This window comes from Lentzea sp. NPDC058450 (assembly GCF_042721395.1).
GTDB lineage: Bacteria > Actinomycetota > Actinomycetes > Mycobacteriales > Pseudonocardiaceae > Lentzea.
On sequence record NZ_JBHXLO010000002.1, the window covers coordinates 405,458 to 423,206 of the forward strand.

Sequence of the window (17,749 nt, forward strand, 5' to 3'; positions counted from 1 at the left end):
CCCCGCCTTCTACGGGGTGACCGGGATGTTCGACACGCCCTTCTTGGCCTTGCTGGCCGTGTTCGAGGCGTAGACGACATTCGGGCTGGCCTTGCACTTCGACGTGGACGACACGTACACGGCATACTCGCCGACGTTGCCCAGGTCGGACTTGTTGTTGCGCCACACGTTCCCGCAGCCGTTCGCGAACGACGGGGACGTGCTCGGGTTGTGGGTCTCGTAGCCGTTCTTGAACGTGCCCGGCGAGGAGAATGTGCCGGTGTTGTTCTCGATGCGGTAGCCGAAACCCTTGACGTCGATCCACGAGTCGGCCGAGTTGGCGCCGGAGATGCCGGTGCCGTTGAAGGTGTTGCCGCTGATCAGGCCGCCCTGCGTGCCTTCCTTGACGTCGATGTGCTCAGCCGAGACGCCGGGGCCGATCTTGTTGTTCAGCACCTGCACGCGGTCGGACTTGTCGACGCCGCCGGAGTTGCCGTGGCACTTCCAGTTGGAGTTGGCCGAGCCGATGTAGACGCCCTCGCCGTAGTCCTTCGTGACGACGCCCGCTTCGGTGATCGTGGAGTTCTTGATGACGCCGTCCGCCGAGCTGCGGCGGAAGTGGACACCCTCCTCGTCGGTCCTGCGCACGGTGACGCCGTCGATCGTCACGTGGTGGGAGTTGTCGAGGATGATGCCCTTCTTCGACTCCGCGATCGTGATGCCCTTGATGGTCCAGTAGGGCGCGTTGTACAGCCACAGGCCGTAGCCCGAGTCCCAGCCCGCGGTGGGGACGGGGCAGGACGGGGCGGTGCCGGACGGTCCGTCGTTGATCAGCACCGCCGACGAGGGCCCGGAGATCGTGATCGGGTTGCTGGACGTGCCGGACTTCTGGCTGACGAACGAACCGCGGTAGGTGCCCGCCGCGAGCTGGATCGTGTCGCCCGGCTTCGCGTTGGCCAGCGCGGCCTTCAGCTGGTCGGCGCTGGCCACCGGGATCGTGGCCTGCGCGCCGAAGTTGTCCTCGGTGGACCCCGTGGCGAAGTTCACCGGGATGTTCTTGAGGAACAACGACTTCGCCGCGTCGGTCTTGGTCGCGTCGAGGCCGTGGCCACCGGTGTAGTCGCGCTGCTCGTTCTTCGCCCAGTCCGCGATCGGGGTGCCGCCGACGTCGAGGTGCTTGTAGGCGGTGCCGTTCCAGCCGAACTGGTAGATGCGGCCCTTCTCGGAGTAGAAGGCGTCGTACGAACCGTTGGTGGACAACTGCTTCGTCATGCCGTTGTTGAAGAACACGTTGCGCGGGCCCGAGGCACCGGACCACTTGACGGCCTTCTTGCCGGCGCCCCACCAGATCGGGAACCAGTTCGAGTCGTCCGGACCGCCGCCGCCTTCCTCGCCGCAGTTCGCGCGGCAGTTGCCGGAGCGGTGGGCGTAGGAGATCTTGACGCTGTTGTTCTCGAACAGGTTGTTGCGCTCCCAGCCGCCGTGCAGGTTCAGGTCGGAGTCGAAGTCGTTGCCCACCACGACGTTGCCCGACGCGGACCACTGGAACGTGAAGTGCCGCAGGTTGCGCGACGTGTTGCCGGCGTACAGCGAGTCCCACACGCGGGAACCGCGGAAGTAGCCGTTGCCGCCCTTGCCCTTGTTCCACGAACCGTCGAGGTGGTTGTCGACGATCTGCAGGTTCTTGGCCTCCTCGGTGACGATCGGGTGCGACCCGGTCATCTCCGCGCGGATGCCCTTCACCCACGAGTTGGCGGCCCACTTGAAGACGATGCCGTGCATCTCGTCCGCCGGCGCCATGTTGCCGTAGTTGTTGACGGCCTCGGCGGGGTTGAGGTTCGGCATCGCCTGCGTGAAGCCGAAGTTCTCGAACCCGACGCCGAGGACCGGGTCCACCAGCGGCGACACCTTGGAGTCGTATGTCGCCCCGTCGATCGCCGGTGAACCGTCCGAGGTGGAGTTGACCGGGACGTCGAACTCCAGCGGTTTGTCGAGCGTGACCGTCGTGCCCGACACCGATGCCACGGTGAAGATCTGCTGGCGCATGTGCATGTTCAGGTACGGCCACTCGGTGCCGTTCGCGAACTGCTGCTCGTAGAACTTGACCGAGTTGGCCGCGCGGACGTTGACGAACATGCCCACCTTGATGTTGGCCACCGACGCGACCTTGATCGCGCGGTCCCCGGCCTTCGCGGCCGTCGAGATCTTGGCGCCCGCCTTCCAGTGCACGTTGATCGTGCCCTCGAAGATGTCCTTGCGGTTCTCCGGCGCCGACGCGTAGTCGCTCGCGTAGCTCGAGTGCACGCCGCGCGACTGGACCCGGAACAGGCCGCGGCCCGGCCACAGCCAGCCGCCCTTGCCCTGCCCGTACGTCATGCCGTCCTCGTCCCAGTCGGAACCGTCCGGCGTGATCGCGTCGTAGCGGGTGGAGGCGTCCGGCGTGTAGACGATCTTCGTGGCGGTCGCGCCGGCACCCCTGATGATCAGGTAGTCGGCGTCGACGTGGAGCTCCTTCGAGACCTTCAGCTGGCCCGCCGGCAGCGTGATGGTGCTGAGCTTCGTGTAGCTCGCGCTGGGCGAGCACTGCGTCCTGATCGCGTCGATCGCGGCCTGGAGCCCCGCCGTGTCGTCGGCCGCGTCATTCGGGCGCACGTTGAACTGCGAAGCGAGTTCGGCCGCCGTGATCTGACAGGCCGCGCTCGGATTCACCTCATTGTTTCCCGGCAGGACGCCATTGCCGCGATAGCCCGCTTTCGACCAGTCGTACATGCCTGAAATAGGTGCGCGACGGTTGCCTGACGAGACGTCCAGGCCCGTCAGTGCAGGTGCAGCGGTCGCCGTGGCGGCAGGGACGGCCAGGGAACCGATTAAGAGGAGCGTGAGCAGGGGTAGGGAGGTTTTCGTCATTGATTACCCTCGTTTGGCAGGGCGGGGCCATTTCTTTGTAGTCGATGGTTTAGATGTGTGTCAAATATTCACGTCTGTGAAATGGGTAATGCTGCAATGCTTTTCAATGACGGATCTTTGCCTCTTCGGACAGTGAGTGGTCCAGCTCACGCCTCTGAATCGAGGGAGTCCGGGAGGCCGGTCGCGGCCCGAGTGGACGTGAGGGGGCCTCGGAACGGAGTACCGGGATTTTGGGTTCGTGCCCCGGACGGCTCAGCCGCGGGGTCCGTACGCCCGCAGGAACGCCCGCACGCCGGATGTGACGAGCGCCTCGACCTCGTCGTGGGGCAGGGGGACGGCGCCGTAGAACGTCTGGTGGTTGACCTCGGTGATGGTCAGCAGGGTGAGGTGGGCCGACGCGCGGTCGGCGTCGTCGAGGACGAGCAGCCCGCGGTCGGCCAGCGCGCGCAGGTACGGCGCCAGCCGCAGGTGGGCGGTCTGCGGGCCCGCGTCGATCCACGCCTTGAGGATCGCGGGCGGGATGCGGGACGCCTCCGCCTCGATCGCCCGCACCAGCGCGAAGTGGTCGGGGAAGACCTGCATCGCGGCGACCCGGTCGAGGGTGAAGTCGACCAGGTCCTGCTCCAGGTCGACGATCTTGCGCAGGTGCCGGTCCATGATCCGGCCGATCTCCGCGGTCACCTCGTGCGCGCCCTCCAGGGCGACGTCGAGGAACAGCTGTTCCTTGTCCGCGAAGTGGTTGTAGATCGTCCGCTTGGAGACGCCGGCCTCCGCGGCGATCGCGTCGACGCCGGCGCGGCTGTAGCCGTCACGGCCGAAGACCTTGCGCGCCGCCTGCGTGATCGCGCGCCGCTTCTCCGGCCTGCCGTGCGGTTCCTGCCGGTCGATCATGCGCGCAGTCTAGAGGTCGTTCAACTGAAGTAAACAGCTCGGTGCACAAATTGCACTCATCGGTGTACTTTGGGTCGCGTGATCACCCAGACCACCGTTGACCAGCGGGTGTCCGTCGCGTGGCTCGCCCTGCTCGCCACCCCGACCGCGCTCGGTGCGAACGCCGCCACGACCGCCATCCCCGTGCTCGCCACCGACCTCGGGGTGTCGACCGGCGCCGCCACGTGGATCGCCACGGCCTTCGGCTGGGCGGCGCTCGTCGGCACACCGGTGACGGCGGCCCTGGTGCGGGCCCGTGGTGCGCGGGTCGCCGTCGTCGTGAACTCCGTGGTGGTCGTGCTGGGCACGGTGCTCGTGCTCGTCGCTCCCGGCCTTCCCGCGCTGGCCGCGGGGCGGGCGTTGCAGGCGGCCGGTGGGGGAGGGCTGGTCGTCCTCGGCTACGGGCTCGCGGGAACGGCCCGGCGCACCGGTGTCCTCGCCGCGAGCTTCGGCCTCGTCGGCGCCTGCGGGCCGGTGGCGGGAGCGGCGCTGGCGGAGTTCTCGTGGCGGGCCGCGCTCTGCCTGTCGCTGCTCGGGTTGCTCGCCGTCCCCGCCGTGCTGCGGCGGGCGCCCGCGCGGCAGAGTGCGAGCGCGGGGGACGGCGTCGGTCTGGTGCTCGTGCTGGCGTTGCTGAGCGCGATCGTCCTGGTGCCGAGGTTCCCGTGGGTGCTCGTCGCCGTCGCCGGACTCGGCGTGCTCGTCACCTGGCACGTGCGGCTGCGGCCGGAGGGGTTCGTGCCGCTGGACGTCGTGAGGACGCGCGCCTTCCGTTCCTCCGCGATCGTGGTGTGCGCGATCTCCACCTCCTACTTCGTGTTGCTCTACACGGTTCCCCGGTTGCTCGAACGGCAGTGGGCGGTGGACCGGATCGGCATGTCTGCGCTCGTGGCGATGGCGGCGGGATCGGTCGCCGCGATGGTGCTGGCGCGGTGGCCGGCGTGGTTCGTGCCGGTCGTCGCCGGTGTCCTCGCGGTGGTGCTGGTCCTCGCGACCCCGTGGCCGGTGGCCTGGGTGGCGGCGCTCGCGTTCGCCGTGTTCGCCTCGGCGACCGGGATGGGGTGGGCCGCGAGCCGCGCCACCTCGGCCGTGGCGCCCGGCGACCGGGCGGTCACCTCGGGGCTCGTCACCCTCTCCTACCAACTCGGCGGTGCGGCCGGTCCGGCGATCGCGGCGCTGACGATCGGGTGACACCCATTTCGGACGGCGTGGAATATCGAGGACGCACGTCATGCGGTTGGTCGCCAGGAACCCACGAAAGTGGGGCTGTCCCAGGGCTTGCGTGGGTTATGACGCCTACCTAAACGCAGTATCGGGCACACCCGTTCGTGTCCGAACCAAGCCTGAACGGCGGATCGCCGGTTGGGCCGACAGCTGCAAAGGTCTGTTCCTGTTCGGCAGTGAGCGTTCCAACGAACAGGAGCCACTCAGGTCATGGCGAGCCCCACTGTGAAGCCGGTTCTGCGCACCGACTACCAGCGTTCCGTCGCGGACTACTGGAACAAGGAGAAGGACCCGGTCAACATCAAGCTCGGCGAGGTGGACGGGCTCTACCACCACCACTACGGGCTCGGCCAGTACGACCCGGCGGTGCTGGAGGCACCGGCCAACGTCCGCGACCAGGTGATGATCGCGGAGATGCACCGGCTGGAGACCGCGCAGGCGGAGGTGCTGCTCGACGCCTTCGGTGACCTGCCCGCGAACCCGCACCTGATGGACGGCGGATCCGGGCGCGGTGGCACCAGCTTCATGGCGAACCAGAGGTTCGGCGCGCGCATCGACGGCGTCAGCATCTCCGAGGAGCAGGTCGCGTTCGCCAACGGCCAGGCGAAGGAACGCGGCGTCGCGAACGACGTGAAGTTCCACTTCAAGAACATGCTCGACACCGGCTTCGAGACCGGCTCGTTCAACGGCATCTGGACCAACGAGACCACGATGTACGTGGACCTCCAGCAGTTGTACGGCGAGTTCGCGCGACTCATCGCGCCCGGCGGCCGGTACGTCTGCATCACCGGCTGCTCCAACGACCTCACGGGCATGCGCTCGCGGGCCGTCAGCCAGATCGACCAGCACTACATCTGCAACATCCACCCGCGCAGCTACTACTTCAGGGCGTTGGCGGACAACGGTTTCGTGCCCATCAGCGTCGTCGACCTGACGCCGGAGACCATCCCGTACTGGGAGCTGCGCGCGCAGTCGTCGGTCGCGACCGGCGTCGAGGACCCGTTCCTCACCGCGTACAAGGAAGGCAGCTTCCACTACCTCCTGATCGTCGCGGACCGCATCTGATGAAGGACCTCCTCACCGGGCCGTCCGGGCTGGGCACCTCCGCTGCCCGGCTCGGGCGGCCCGAGGTCGTGGAGCCGCCACCCGAACCGGGCTACGCCGAACGCCCGTGGGGTGACGGCACCGCGCCGCCGCTCTACGTGCCGGTGCTCGAACGCGAGGACCCGCTGCTCGCGGCCGCCGTGGACGAGCGCCTCGTGGCGTGGGCCGAGGAGTGCGGTTTCGAGGAGCCGGAACGGTTCCTGGGCGGCATGTTCGGCAGGCTGGCGGTGCTCACCCACGTCGACACGAACGACGTCGACCAGCTGCTCATCGCGGCGAGGCTCAACGCGGCGTGGTGGGCGGCGGACGACCTCTACGCGGACGACACCGAGATGGGCGCGATCCCGGCCGAGTTGCCGCCGCGCCTGGCGCTGGCGATGGCCGCGATGGACCCGGTGGCGCCCGCCGCCGAGTTCACCACCGCGCTGGAGGAGCGGATCGCGTCCGACCCGGTGCTCGTCGGTCTGCGTTCGGGCATCGCGCACCTCACGTCGCGCTCCACGGCGACCGTCGTGCAACGGGTCTGCTACTCGACGTTCGCGATGTTCGTGTCGTGGAGCGCCTACGCGGCATGGCGGCACACGGGCAACTACCCGCCGGCGTGGCAGTACCTCGCGACCCGGCAGCACGACACCTTCTACACGTCGATGACGTTGATCGACGCCGTCGGAGGCTACGAGCTGCCCGCGCCGCTGTACTACGACCCGCGCGTGCGGCAGCTGCTCACGGCCGCGGGCACGGCGTCGGTGATCGTGAACGACCTGGTGTCGGTGGAGAAGGACGCCGCCGACGAGAAACCCGTGTGCAACATGGTGTTGCAGATCGCGGCGGACCGGGAGTGCTCGATCGCCGAGGCCACCGAACGGACCGTGGAGCTGCACAACCAGCTCGTGCGCGACTTCGAGGCCGGGCACAAGGCACTGCTCGCGGTTCCTTCCGTCGAGCTGCACCGGTTCCTGAAGGGCACCAAGGCCTGGATGGGTGGCGGCTTCGAGTGGCACACCACGCATCCGCGCTACCAGTAGAGAGGTGCGAGCGGCGGCCCCGTCACGCGAGCACCCGGCGCAGCCACGCCATCCTCGTGGCCCGGGCTCGGTGGGACAGGGCCGCCGCCGGCGCGATCTGGTCGAACCCGTGGCAACCGCCCGGCCAGACGTGCAGCTCGGCGTCCCCACCCGCCTGCCAGATCCGGGACGCGTAGGTGACCACCTCGTCGCGGAACACGTCCACCGAGCCCACGTCGAGGTAGGTCGGGGGCAGGCCTTCGAGATCGGCGGCACGAGCCGGAGCGGCGTGCGGCGACACGTCCGGACCGCCGCGCGCCTCACCGAGCAACGCCGTCCAACCGGTGAGGTTCGACGTGCGGACCCAGGTCGTGCCTTCCAGGAACTGGTGGCTGGAGGGCGTTTCGCAGCGGTCGTCGAGCATCGGGCACATCAGCAGCTGGCCGCGGATCGCCGGTCCGCCCTGGTCCCGCGCCATCAGCGTCACCGCCGCCGCGAGCCCTCCGCCCGCCGAGGTGCCGGCGATGATCGGGGTGCCGAAGCCGGTGCGTTCCATCCAGGTCAGGGTGCGGTAGCAGTCCTCGACCGGGGCGGGGTGCGGGTGCTCGGGGGCGAGCCGGTACTCGGGGGAGACCAGGGTGACGCCCAGCTCCGCCACCCATTCCGAGAGGGCCTGCAGGTCGGAGCGACGGGTTCCGGCGACCATGCCTCCGCCGTGGATGTGCAGGAGGGGAGCGGAAAGCGAGCCGTGTGCAGGTCTGAGGACCAGCACCGGCACGCCGTCCGCGTCCTCCTCGCTGAACACCACCGCCCCACCCCGCGACAGGTCGGCATCCGTGACCACCCGGCCGTTCGCCCGGCGCCACGGAATGCGGTCCGGCGTCAGCGGCGGCACCGAGAAGTCCATCGCCGCCGCGATCTCCGGGTCGATCATCCCTTCACGCCCGTGTGCGCGAGCCCCTCGATGAACTGCCGTTGCGCCACCACGAACACCACCAGGATCGGCACCGCCGTCATCGTCGCGGCGGCCAGCTGGACGTTCCACATCGGCCCACCGTAGATGTCCACGAACTGGGTGAGCGCCTGCGGCAGCGTGAACATGTCCGGAGTGGACAGGTAGACGATCGGCTCCAGGTAGAGGTTCCACGAGTGCAGGAACGTGAAGATCGCGACCGCGCCCAGCGCAGGCCGGGACAGCGGCAGCGCGATTCGGTAGAAGATCCCGGCACGCCCCAGACCGTCCATCCGCGCTGCCTCCTCCAGTTCCGGCGGCAGCGCGAGGAAGAACTGGCGCATGATGAAGATCGCCAGCACGCAGGGCGCCCCGAAGATCGGCACGATGATCAACGGCCAGTGCGTGTTCGTCATCCCGAGCGACTGGAAGAGCTGGAACAACGGCACGATCGTCACCTCGCTCGGGATGAGCAGGCCGGTCAGCACCACGACGAACAGAGCGTTCTGGCCGGGGAACCTGATCCGTGCGAACGCGTAGCCCGCCAACGCCGCGACGGCCATGGTGCCGACGGTGACGATCACCGCGATGTAGAGGCTGTTCCAGTACTGCTGCCCGAACGGCTGCATCTTGAACACGGTCTCGTACGTCGAGAACGTCCACTCCGACGGCAGCAACGACTCCGAGAAGATCTCAGAGATCGGCTTCATCGACGAGGTGACCATCCACCACGTCGGGAACACGAACGGCACGCACAGCAGGCACAGCAACCCGTACAGCCAGGCCTTACGACTCATGGAGCACCCACTTCCGGCGCATCCGCCACTGCACGAGCGTCAGCCCGGCGACGATGACGAACAGCAGCACCGAAATCGTCGCGCCGTAGCCGAAGTGGTGGAACTGGAACGCCTGCTGGTACAGGTAGTAGATCAACACCGTGGTGGACGTGCCGGGACCGCCCTGCGTGAGCACCGCGATCTGCGCGAACACCTGCAACGAGCCGACGATCGTGATGATCGACGTGAGCAGGATCGTCGGGCTGATCAACGGGATGGTGATGCGGGTGAACCGGGTCCACGCGCCCGCGCCGTCGATCTTCGCCGCCTCGTACAGCGGGGCCGGAACCCCTTGCAGGGCAGCGAGGAACAGCACCATGTTCAGGCCGACGTTCTTGATCACCTGCACGACGATCACCGACACCATGGCCGAGGACTCGCCGCGCAGCCAGTTCGGGCCGTCGACGCCGACCAGGCCGAGCAGGTCGTTCACGCTGCCTTCCGGCTGCAGCATGAGCTGCCACACCAGCGTCCACGCGACCAGCGACACCAGCACGAGGGAGAAGAACAACGTGCGGAACAGCGTGGTGCCGCGCAGTTTCTGGTTGAGCAGCACCGCGAGCAGCAACGCCAGCGACAGGTTCAGCACCACGAGGCCGGCGGCGAACCAGGCGGTGGCGACGAGCGAGTCGCGCAGCTTCTCGTCGGCCAGCAGACGCTGGTAGTTCTCGCCGCCGATGAACTCGAACGTGCCGCCGAGCACGTTCCACTCGTTCAGGCTGTACCAGCCGACCATGCCGAGCGGGATCAGCACGAACGCGAGGCTGCCGAGCAGAGCAGGCGCGACGAACAGGTAGCCGACCAGGTTGTCGCGCCTGCGATACGTCCAGAACGTCACGAGCGCTCCAGCAGCGGCTTGATCTTCGCGCACACGCCGTCGAGGACCTCCGCGACGTTCGCGTCCGGCTTCCACAACGGGTCGAGCGCCGCGCGGATCGTCTGGTTCAGCTCCTCCTGGCCCTGGTGGCTGGGCTTCACCACACCCTTGCTGATGCCGTCGATCACGACCGACTGCAGCTGCTCCGGCTTGATCAGCGGGTTGCTCTTGGCGAGCGTGTCGGCGTTGAGCAGCGACTGCCGGACCGGCGGGAAGAACTGGGCGAGCTTCGCCGAGTTCGCCGCGTTGGTGAAGAAGCCGAGGAAGTCCGCGGCGGCCTCGGCGTTCTTCGAGCGCTTCAGCACGCCCACGCCCGCCTGCCCGATCACCGCGTAGTCACCCTTCGGGCCCTTCGGCAACGGCAGCAGCGTCCAGCCGAACTTGGCGTCCTTCAACGCACCCGCCCGCGAGATCTGGCTGATGGCCATCGCCGCGTTGCCCGCGAAGAAGTCCACGGTCGTGCCGGGGCCGGGGATCGCCTTGTCGGTGAAGATCGCCTTGTGGATGAACGTCATGGCGTCCTTCATCTCCGCGCTCGCGAACCCGCACTGCTTGCCGTCCTCGCTCCACGCGTTCGCGTCCCAGCCGCGCCAGATCGCCGACAGCACGGCCCAGTTCTGGTACTTGAAGTCCGGCAGCACCAGGTTCTTGCCGGCGGACGCGGCGACCGCCTCGTCCCACGTCGCCGGCAGGGCCTCGACCAGGTCGGTGTTGACGAACAGGCCGAACGGCGAGGTGGAGAACGGGTAGGCGAAGAGCTCGCCGTCCTTCTCCCACAGCTTGGTGGCGGACGGGACGAGCTCGTCGGCCTTCTCGACCTTGGATTTGATCGGCGCGAGCGCGCCGGACGACACGAAGTCCGGCGCGGACTCCTCCAGGATCCACGCGAGGTCCGGGGCGTTGCCGCCGGCGATCTGCGTGGTGAGGGTCGTGGTGTAGCCGTCGGCCGGGATCGAGTCGAACTTGATCTCGGTGACGTCCGGGTGCGCCGCCTTGTACTCGGTGGCGATCTCGTTGAGCAGCTTGAGATGCGCCTCATTGGCGGTCCACACGGTCATGCGCAGCGATTTCGGCCCTGACTGAGCCGAAGATCCACTACACGCGGTCAACGCGATGAGAGCTGTGACGACAAGTGCGAGAAGCCTGGACATCGTTGTCTCCCTGGGCTTTCAGTAACCGGACACGTCCGGCCAGCGGAGCTCGACCCCGTCGCGTTCCAGCCGGTGCTGGAAGTCCGCGAGCAGGCCGGGGGTGTTGCGCACCGCGCGAGGGGTGACTCGGTGCGCCAGGCAGAAGTCCGCGAGCGCGCCCGCGACCTCGCCGACGTTCCACTCGACCGGGTGCAGCCGGTGGGAACCGTTGGTGATGTGGGTGGTGCCGATGTTCTTGCCCGCGGGCAGGAGGTTCTCGACGCGCCGGTGGATGAGCGCGCCGAGCGGGATCTCGAACGGGCAGCTCGCGACGTCGAGGTAGTTGTCGCCGCCGGTCGACGGGTGCAGGTCGATGCGGTACATGCCCACACCCACGGCGTCGGCGTGCTGGACGGCGCCCTTGTCGCCGCGCACGGCCAGCGACAGGTCCTGCTCGACGATCGTGTACTCGGTCCGCATCCGCCGCGACTCCCGGATGTACGGGGCCTGCGCCAGGCCGTCCGCGCTGCCGGTGACGTCGCCGCGCAGCCGCAGCCCCGGGAACCCGGTGCCGCCGTCCGGCCGTGGCGCCTCGGTCTGCAGCCAGTAGAGGACGGACTTCGACAGTTCCCTGGCCGCCGCGATGTGGTGCCCGGCGTCCGGCACGTCGATCACCGGCGACTCGAAGTAGTCGATCATCGGCCAGTTCACCAGGCAGATGTCGCTCTCGTACGCGCCGTCGACGAAGTTGCGGCGGGCGGCGATGCGGCGGAACGTCCACAGGTTGCTGTCGCCCGCGCTCAGCCGCTGGTCGGAGAGGACGGCGAGCGGGTCGTCGTCCGGGTTCGGCGTGAAGGTGCGCTCGGCGGTGCTGAGCGTGCGCGGGTCGGGGGAGCGGAAAGACAGCATCCGGTCGCCCCAGTACGAGGGCTGGTACTCGCGCCAGAAGCCGTACCGCTCGGGCCGGTCGATGGTGTGGTCCCCGTCGACGTGGTCGATCGCGAAGCACACCGACATCGCCTGCATGTTCGCCGGTTGCGCGGTCTCGGGCGCGCTCGGCTCGCCCGTGTCCAGTGTGGACTCGAAGCCGGTGACGTACTCCGCGCCGGACAACGGGAGCAGCTCGCCGGTCTCGGTCGCGTCGAGGATGTAGGGCGCGGCCAGTTCGATCTGCGTGCCGTTGTGCTCGACGGTGACCGACACGATCCGGTCGCCGTCGGTGCGGGCCGCGACCGGCCGGGCGGGCTGGAGGACCGTGAGGCGGCCGGAGCCCCGGTACGGCGCCAGCATCTCGTCGATCACGGCGACGGCCACGCGGGGTTCGTGGCAGAGGCGGCTGACGTTGCCCGCGCCGGGGTTGAGCTCGCGCCACGCCCTCGCCCGCGGGGTCAGCGGGTAGTGGCGGCGGTAGTACTCGCGGATGCCGTCGCGCAACGCCCGGTAGGACGCGGTGACGCCGAAGCGCTCGACCCAGCTGTGCTCGTCCGGCGGCACGGCCTGGCTGGTGAGCTGCCCGCCGAGCCACTCGAACTCCTCGGTGAGCACGACCCGGCGCCCGGCGCGCAGCAACGCGAGTGCCGCGGCGACCCCGCCGAGCCCGCCGCCGACGATGACGACGTCAGTGTTGTGGGACAACAGATTCCTCCAGAACTCAGCCGAGCGTGGTGCCTTCGACGAACTCGCAGGCCAGCAGCTCCTGCGGGGTGGTGCCGTGTTCGAGCACCTCGGTCAGCGCCTGCACGGCCCGCCGTCCCATCTCCCGGCGCGGGATCCGGAACCCGGTCAGTGCGACGTCGTCCGGCGCGGGCCTGGTGGCCGCCCCGAGCGTGAGCACGGACAGGTCGCCGGGGACCGACAGGCCGCGCTCGCGGGCGGCGAGGACGAGCGCGGCGCCGTCGGAGACCTCCTCGGCGAGCACGCACGTGACCGCGTTCTGGCGCAACTGGTCGAGCCCGCCGAACTGGACGTGCGTGCCGTCGACCCCATGCGCCGCAACGGCTTGCTTGAAGCCACGCAGCCGGTCGGCCGACGACTCCGCGCCCGTGCCTGCGCCGACGTAGGCGAACTTCCGATGCCCCAGGGCGACCGCCCGGTCCACCAGGTCCCGCACGGCGGCGGTGTAGTCGGCGCCGACGTGCGGCACCGGCCCGCCCGCGTCGTCGCGACGGCCGATCGACACGAACGGGACGGCCTCCGCGACGAGCTGCGCGAGGTCGTCGCGGTCGACGGTGCGGCCGAGCAGCACGCATCCGTCCGCGAGCCGGATCCTGCTGTCGTCGTTGAAGATCCGCCGCTTGCCCTCGGCCGCCTTGGCACTCGTGAACAGCAGCAGGTCGCAGCCCGCCTCCTCGGCCTGCTCCTCGATGCCCTCGAGGAACGGCTGGTAGAAGTCGGCGCGGGTGCTCGGGAACACGGCCTCGTAGGTGAACACGCCGAGGATGCGGTTGCGCTGGTCGTGCAGGCGGCGCGCGATCGGGTTCGCGACGTAGCCCGTCCTGCGGATGACCTCCAGGACGCGCGCACGGGTCTCGTCCGCGATACGGACGCCGCTGTCGGTCCGGTTGTTGAGCACCAGTGACACCGTGGCCTGGCTGACGCCCGCCATCCGCGCGATGTCCTGCTGGGTGAGCCTCTTGGCCATTGAACACCTGCCAATTCGAATTGGCACGGAGTCTGCGCCAGCACCAGCGCCGCCGTCAACCCAGTAATAATTCGAATTAGCACCTTGACGGGCCGGGTGCGGGGGAGCGAGGGTGCTCCGCCAAGGAGGTAGGCCCGTGAACGCATTCAGCCGTCGCAGCCTGATCACCGGCGCGACCGCGGCCGGACTGCTCGCCGCTCTGCCCACGTCCGCGCTCGCCTTGCCCGCACCCCCGCCCGTGACGCCGGACCGCCGCGCCTTCGCGCCGGACGAACAGCGGTTCGCGCAGTACCTGATGCTGGTCGCGCCGATGGTCGCCGACATGAACCCGGCCGGGTTCTTCGGCGGAGGCTGGTGGCGCAGCCCGAACGTGCCGTACAACGCCCGCGTCCAGGAGCACGTGTACACGCTGGCGTGGTTCGCCACGCAGTCCCGCCCGTGGAACCCGTACCGCGGCGACGCCGAGGTGCTCGCCGCGCTGGACGCCGGGCTCGGCCACTACCTGGGCCTCCAGCACGCCGACGGCTCGTGGCCCGAGTACTCGCCCGACCAGCACTCGCTCGCCGCGACGGGGTTCGCGATGGGCTACCTGAGCAAGACGAACGCCCTGCTCCGGCGTTCCGGAGTGCTGCCGGCGCGGCAGACCCAGATCTCGGGCGCCCTGTGCCGGGCGATGACGTGGTTCCTCGACCCGGCCAACCCCACGGTCTGGCAATCGCCGCTGACCTGGGCGAACCAGACCACCTCCGGGCTCGCGGGGTCCGCGCTCGCGTTGCGCCAGGACCCGGACGCGGGCCTGGGCAGGCAGCTGACCGACGCCTTCCGGCGGCTCGCCGTCGTCGGCCAGAGTCCGGCCGGCTTCTTCTACGAGGAGTCCGGCGCCGACACCAACTACAACTTCGAGGTGATGCTGCCGGAGCTCGCCGACGCGTGGCGGCAGACCGGCGACCCGAACCTCGTCCTCATGGTGCGCCGGTACACCGACTGGCTCGGTTACAACCTGCTGCGCGAACCCGACGGCTCCGGCTGGTTCGCGAACATCGCCCCGAACTCGCGCACGTCCTCGAAGTTCTACGCCGACGTCCGCCCCGACCCCGAGCGCACGGCGCTGAACGCCCAGTTCGTGCCCGAGGTGGCCGGCCTGGCGGCGTTCGTGTCGAGCCGCGAGGACCTGGCCGCCGCCCGCACGGCCTGGGCCTCGTCCCCGGAGCCGGTGCCCGCCCTGGCCAAGCAGGACACCTCGCCGCGCATCCTCGCGCACGCGATCTACGGCGAGCGCTACCCGAGCCGTGCGCAGCGAACCGCGGCCATCGCGCGGTTGCCGCACCGGCGCGCGCACTTCACCGAACTGCGCAGCGACCAGGGTCAGGACTTCCTGTTCGTGCGGCGGCCGCGGTGGTACGTCGGCGGCTACTTCGGCACGCGCCGGGCGACCTCGTTGGCACGCACCGGTCTGACGTTCCTGTGGCATCCCGTCGCGGGCACGCTCGTGCAGTCGATGAACAACAACAACCACGCGTGCTGGGCCACGGTGTTCCCCGGCCAGAAGCCGGACTCCGACGGCGTGCAGCAGGCGGAGTTCCTCGGCAGCGAGCCGTACCGCTTCCGCTACCGCACGCCGTCCGGCTCGGTGGTGACGGACGTGACCGTCGGCTCCCGGATCACGCGCTCGGTGCGCGCCACGTCGGCGGCGGTGGAGCAGATTCCGTTGGTGGTGCGGGATTCCGACACCGTCGCGGTCGACGGTCGCGGGCTCACCCTCACCCGCGGCCGGACGGTGATCCGGTTCGACTGGGGGAGGGTGCTGGAGCCGCAGTTGCGCCCGGCGTCCACGATCACGTATCCGGGACGGCGGATGCACGTCCTGACCGTGCCGCACGACGGGACCTTCGACCTGGTGGTGTCGGTGCGTTAGTCCACTGTGGACGTTCGGTTCACCCTGATGTCGCAACGCCGCAAGGCATGTCCGCGCTGGTCACGGGGTATTCGGTGGGTCCAAGCCCATTTGGTCCCCACCGAGCACCACCCGCGAGGGAGTGGTTGTGATGGCTCACGTGCGCCGCCTTGTCGACGTCCACACCGGAGACGAGTTCGACCAACCGGTTCCCTTCGGCCTGGTGTACCCGATCTGCACCGCGGACGGCTCCGCGCCGCCGAGCCAGCGCGGCCGCACGTGGGAACACCTCGCCGCGAGCGACCGGGACCTGCGCCAGGTGTCGTGAGGACCCGGTTCGAGGACGCGCGAAGCGGGTAGTCTCGCGTGGGGCGTCAAGCAGTCGGCGCGAGGATTCCGACTGTGAAGGCAGGCGAGGATGACCACCGAACTCGACGAGCCCGCGTCCCGTCAGGTGCGCGCGACGGCGCTGGAGAACCTGGACAACGCGGTCTGCTCCGCACTGGCCGGTGTGGACTCCGACGACGCCCGCAGAGGCCTCCAGGAGGCGCTGGACGCCTGCACGGCGGCGGACGCGTCGGTGTCACCGCAGGTCATGGACTGCGTCGAGGCCGTGAACGAGCACCTGCGCTACGGCGAGCGGATGGAGGCGCGGACGTTGCTGACCGTCGCCCACCGGCTGCTGTCCCGCAGGCCCCGTCCGGCCGGAGCCGCGCGAAGTTGATCGTGTCAACGGCGCCGCGCGCGGGTAACCGGTGATCGTGGACATCAAGCACGAAGTGCCCCAGGAAGTGACCAGGGTCGAGTCGTCACTGCTGGCGAGCTACCCCGACTACCTCGACGCCCAGCGGCTCGTGGACCGGATGTCCGACGACGGGTTCCCGGTCGAGAGCGTCCGGATCATCGGCGAGGGCGTCCGGACGGTCGAGCAGGTGACCGGGCGGCTGACCCGTGGCCGGTCGGCGACGCTGGGCGCGATCAGCGGTGCCTGGTTCGGTGTGTTCATCGGCCTGCTGGTCGGGCTGTTCACGGCCGGCACCGGCTGGGTGTGGTTCCTGGCGGTCAGCGTCGTCGCCGGTGCGTTCTGGGGTGGCGTCTTCGGGTTCGTGGCGCACTGGAGCACGCGCGGCCGCCGTGACTTCGCGAGCACGATGACGTTGCAGGCGCGGCGGTACGAGGTGCACGTCGACAAGGAGCGGGCCGCCGAGGCCGCGCGTTACGTGCTCTGAGACCCGCCCACGCTCACCCGCACGGTGAACCCGTCGCCGTCCCGGCCCATCGCCACGTAGTCGCACGTGCGGTGCAGGATCCACAGGCCGAGCCCGGCCGACAGCGTCTCCCTGGTGGGCATCAGCCCCGCCAGCGGGTCGGACGGGCCGGGGCCCTGGTCGGTCACCGACACGACCACGCGCGAGCCGCCCGCCCAGAGCCGGAGCCGGACCGGGGCGACGCCGTGCGTCAGGCCGTTCGTGACGACCTCGCTGGCCGCGTAGACGACGTCGTGCGCGTCGTCCTCGGACAGGTCCAGCGCTGCGATGGCCTTGCCGACGGCCTCGCGCACCGCGCCCGCCGAGACGTCGAAGAGCTCGACCAGCGGGGAGCCCTGTTCGAGCGGGTCGACGACCTGCGGTGACGCGGCGAGGCCTTCGCGGTAGCCGGGGTTCGGTTCGTGCGTGCCGGGCGCGGAGGTGATGTTCGGGTGCGTGCTGAGCACGTCCGCGAGCACGTGCTCCGGCGTCGTCCTCGTGTCGTACGGGCACAGCCCCCACACCGGGAACTCGGCGTACGCCCGGTTCACAGCGGCTTCGTACCGCGCCCACCAGTCCCAGCACGCGCCCACGCCGGAATGCGGCACGTCGCCGACCACGCGCATCTGCCGCGCCCCGCCCGCCGTGTGCTCGGCGAACAGCGCGCGGTAGTTCGTGATCGCCTCGGACGGCCGCGAGTACTGGTCGGCACCCGGCAGGTAAGTCACGGCCGCGTCGCCGAGCGCGCCGCGCAGCAGAGCCGTGTTCCGCTCGGTGCACGCCACGACCGACGGCTCGCCCGCGCGCAGGCCGCCCTCGACGAACGGCACGGCGTGGGCGAGGAACTCGTCGTCAGAGCCGTAGAAGGCGGTCTCGTGGAAGAAACCGGTCACGGCGACCGATGTTACGCGCGCAACTCGTGGGCCATCCGAGGGAACCTGTCACGCGAACGGCACTCACACACCGAGTGCGCTACGGTTCTTGCGGGTTGAGCAGCCAGCCCCGGTGACGGCCGTGCGTGCCGTCC

General features: G+C 69.4%; 16 protein-coding genes. 7 read left to right on the forward strand and 9 right to left on the reverse strand.

Annotation, left to right across the window (positions count from 1 at the left end; genetic code table 11):
• Positions 1 to 9: 9 nt before the first annotated feature.
• Together ACFWNN_RS05825 and ACFWNN_RS05830 are read right to left on the reverse strand one after the other, a co-directional pair.
• Positions 10 to 2,886 (reverse strand): nitrous oxide reductase family maturation protein NosD, encoded by a 2,877-nt coding sequence (locus ACFWNN_RS05825; protein ID WP_382438704.1) that lies wholly within the window; start codon positions 2,884 to 2,886, stop codon positions 10 to 12.
• Positions 2,887 to 3,138: 252 nt separating this feature from the next.
• Positions 3,139 to 3,777: a TetR/AcrR family transcriptional regulator gene (locus ACFWNN_RS05830; protein ID WP_382438705.1), complete on the reverse strand. Its 639-nt coding sequence runs from the start codon at positions 3,775 to 3,777 to the stop codon at positions 3,139 to 3,141.
• Between the two features lie 78 nt (positions 3,778 to 3,855).
• Between ACFWNN_RS05830 and ACFWNN_RS05835 the strand changes: the two genes are divergently transcribed.
• The 3 genes from ACFWNN_RS05835 (at position 3,856) to ACFWNN_RS05845 (ending at position 7,166) form a co-directional block, all read left to right on the forward strand.
• Positions 3,856 to 5,004, forward strand: coding sequence for an MFS transporter (locus ACFWNN_RS05835; protein ID WP_382438706.1), 1,149 nt, complete (start codon positions 3,856 to 3,858; stop codon positions 5,002 to 5,004).
• 243 nt (positions 5,005 to 5,247) lie between these two features.
• Positions 5,248 to 6,102, forward strand: coding sequence for a geranyl diphosphate 2-C-methyltransferase (locus ACFWNN_RS05840; RefSeq protein ID WP_382438707.1), 855 nt, complete (start codon positions 5,248 to 5,250; stop codon positions 6,100 to 6,102).
• Positions 6,102 to 7,166, forward strand: a complete 1,065-nt coding sequence (locus ACFWNN_RS05845; RefSeq protein ID WP_382438708.1) for a family 2 encapsulin nanocompartment cargo protein terpene cyclase — start codon at positions 6,102 to 6,104, stop codon at positions 7,164 to 7,166. The genes ACFWNN_RS05840 and ACFWNN_RS05845 overlap by 1 nt, the downstream gene beginning before the upstream one ends.
• A 22-nt stretch (positions 7,167 to 7,188) precedes the next feature.
• Here the strand turns inward: ACFWNN_RS05845 and ACFWNN_RS05850 are convergent, their stop codons facing one another.
• From ACFWNN_RS05850 to ACFWNN_RS05875, 6 genes are all read right to left on the reverse strand, one after another.
• A complete protein-coding gene (locus ACFWNN_RS05850; protein WP_382438709.1) occupies positions 7,189 to 8,079 on the reverse strand; it encodes an alpha/beta hydrolase in 891 nt (296 codons plus the stop codon).
• The gene (locus ACFWNN_RS05855; RefSeq protein WP_382438710.1) at positions 8,076 to 8,894 is read right to left on the reverse strand and encodes a carbohydrate ABC transporter permease; all 819 of its coding nucleotides are present in this window, start codon (positions 8,892 to 8,894) and stop codon (positions 8,076 to 8,078) included. Before ACFWNN_RS05855 ends, ACFWNN_RS05850 begins: the two co-directional genes overlap by 4 nt.
• Complete coding sequence (locus tag ACFWNN_RS05860) at positions 8,884 to 9,771, reverse strand: carbohydrate ABC transporter permease (protein WP_382438711.1); 888 nt, start codon at positions 9,769 to 9,771, stop codon at positions 8,884 to 8,886. The genes ACFWNN_RS05855 and ACFWNN_RS05860 overlap by 11 nt, the downstream gene beginning before the upstream one ends.
• Positions 9,768 to 10,868: an ABC transporter substrate-binding protein gene (locus ACFWNN_RS05865; protein ID WP_382438712.1), complete on the reverse strand. Its 1,101-nt coding sequence runs from the start codon at positions 10,866 to 10,868 to the stop codon at positions 9,768 to 9,770. The genes ACFWNN_RS05860 and ACFWNN_RS05865 overlap by 4 nt, the downstream gene beginning before the upstream one ends.
• 111 nt (positions 10,869 to 10,979) lie before the next feature.
• Complete coding sequence (locus tag ACFWNN_RS05870; RefSeq protein ID WP_382438713.1) at positions 10,980 to 12,575, reverse strand: FAD-dependent oxidoreductase; 1,596 nt, start codon at positions 12,573 to 12,575, stop codon at positions 10,980 to 10,982.
• Between the two features lie 16 nt (positions 12,576 to 12,591).
• Positions 12,592 to 13,581, reverse strand: a complete 990-nt coding sequence (locus ACFWNN_RS05875) for a LacI family DNA-binding transcriptional regulator (protein ID WP_382438714.1) — start codon at positions 13,579 to 13,581, stop codon at positions 12,592 to 12,594.
• Positions 13,582 to 13,717: 136 nt separating this feature from the next.
• On the opposite strand from ACFWNN_RS05875, the gene ACFWNN_RS05880 reads away from it, so the two are divergent.
• The 4 genes from ACFWNN_RS05880 to ACFWNN_RS05895 all read left to right on the forward strand — a co-directional run bounded on the left by ACFWNN_RS05880 (position 13,718) and on the right by ACFWNN_RS05895 (position 16,704).
• Entirely contained in the window at positions 13,718 to 15,496 is a 1,779-nt protein-coding gene (locus tag ACFWNN_RS05880) for a hypothetical protein (RefSeq protein ID WP_382438715.1), read from the forward strand.
• 130 nt (positions 15,497 to 15,626) lie between these two features.
• Entirely contained in the window at positions 15,627 to 15,803 is a 177-nt protein-coding gene (locus tag ACFWNN_RS05885; protein ID WP_382438716.1) for a hypothetical protein, read from the forward strand.
• Positions 15,804 to 15,893: 90 nt separating this feature from the next.
• Entirely contained in the window at positions 15,894 to 16,199 is a 306-nt protein-coding gene (locus ACFWNN_RS05890; protein WP_382438717.1) for a hypothetical protein, read from the forward strand.
• Positions 16,200 to 16,236: 37 nt separating this feature from the next.
• Positions 16,237 to 16,704 (forward strand): general stress protein, encoded by a 468-nt coding sequence (locus ACFWNN_RS05895; RefSeq protein WP_382438718.1) that lies wholly within the window; start codon positions 16,237 to 16,239, stop codon positions 16,702 to 16,704.
• Here ACFWNN_RS05895 and ACFWNN_RS05900 read toward each other — a convergent pair.
• On the reverse strand, positions 16,692 to 17,615 hold the full coding sequence (locus tag ACFWNN_RS05900) for an anti-sigma factor RsbA family regulatory protein (protein WP_382438719.1): 924 nt from the start codon (positions 17,613 to 17,615) through the stop codon (positions 16,692 to 16,694). The two genes, ACFWNN_RS05895 and ACFWNN_RS05900, sit on opposite strands and share 13 nt — an antisense overlap.
• Positions 17,616 to 17,749: the final 134 nt, after the last annotated feature.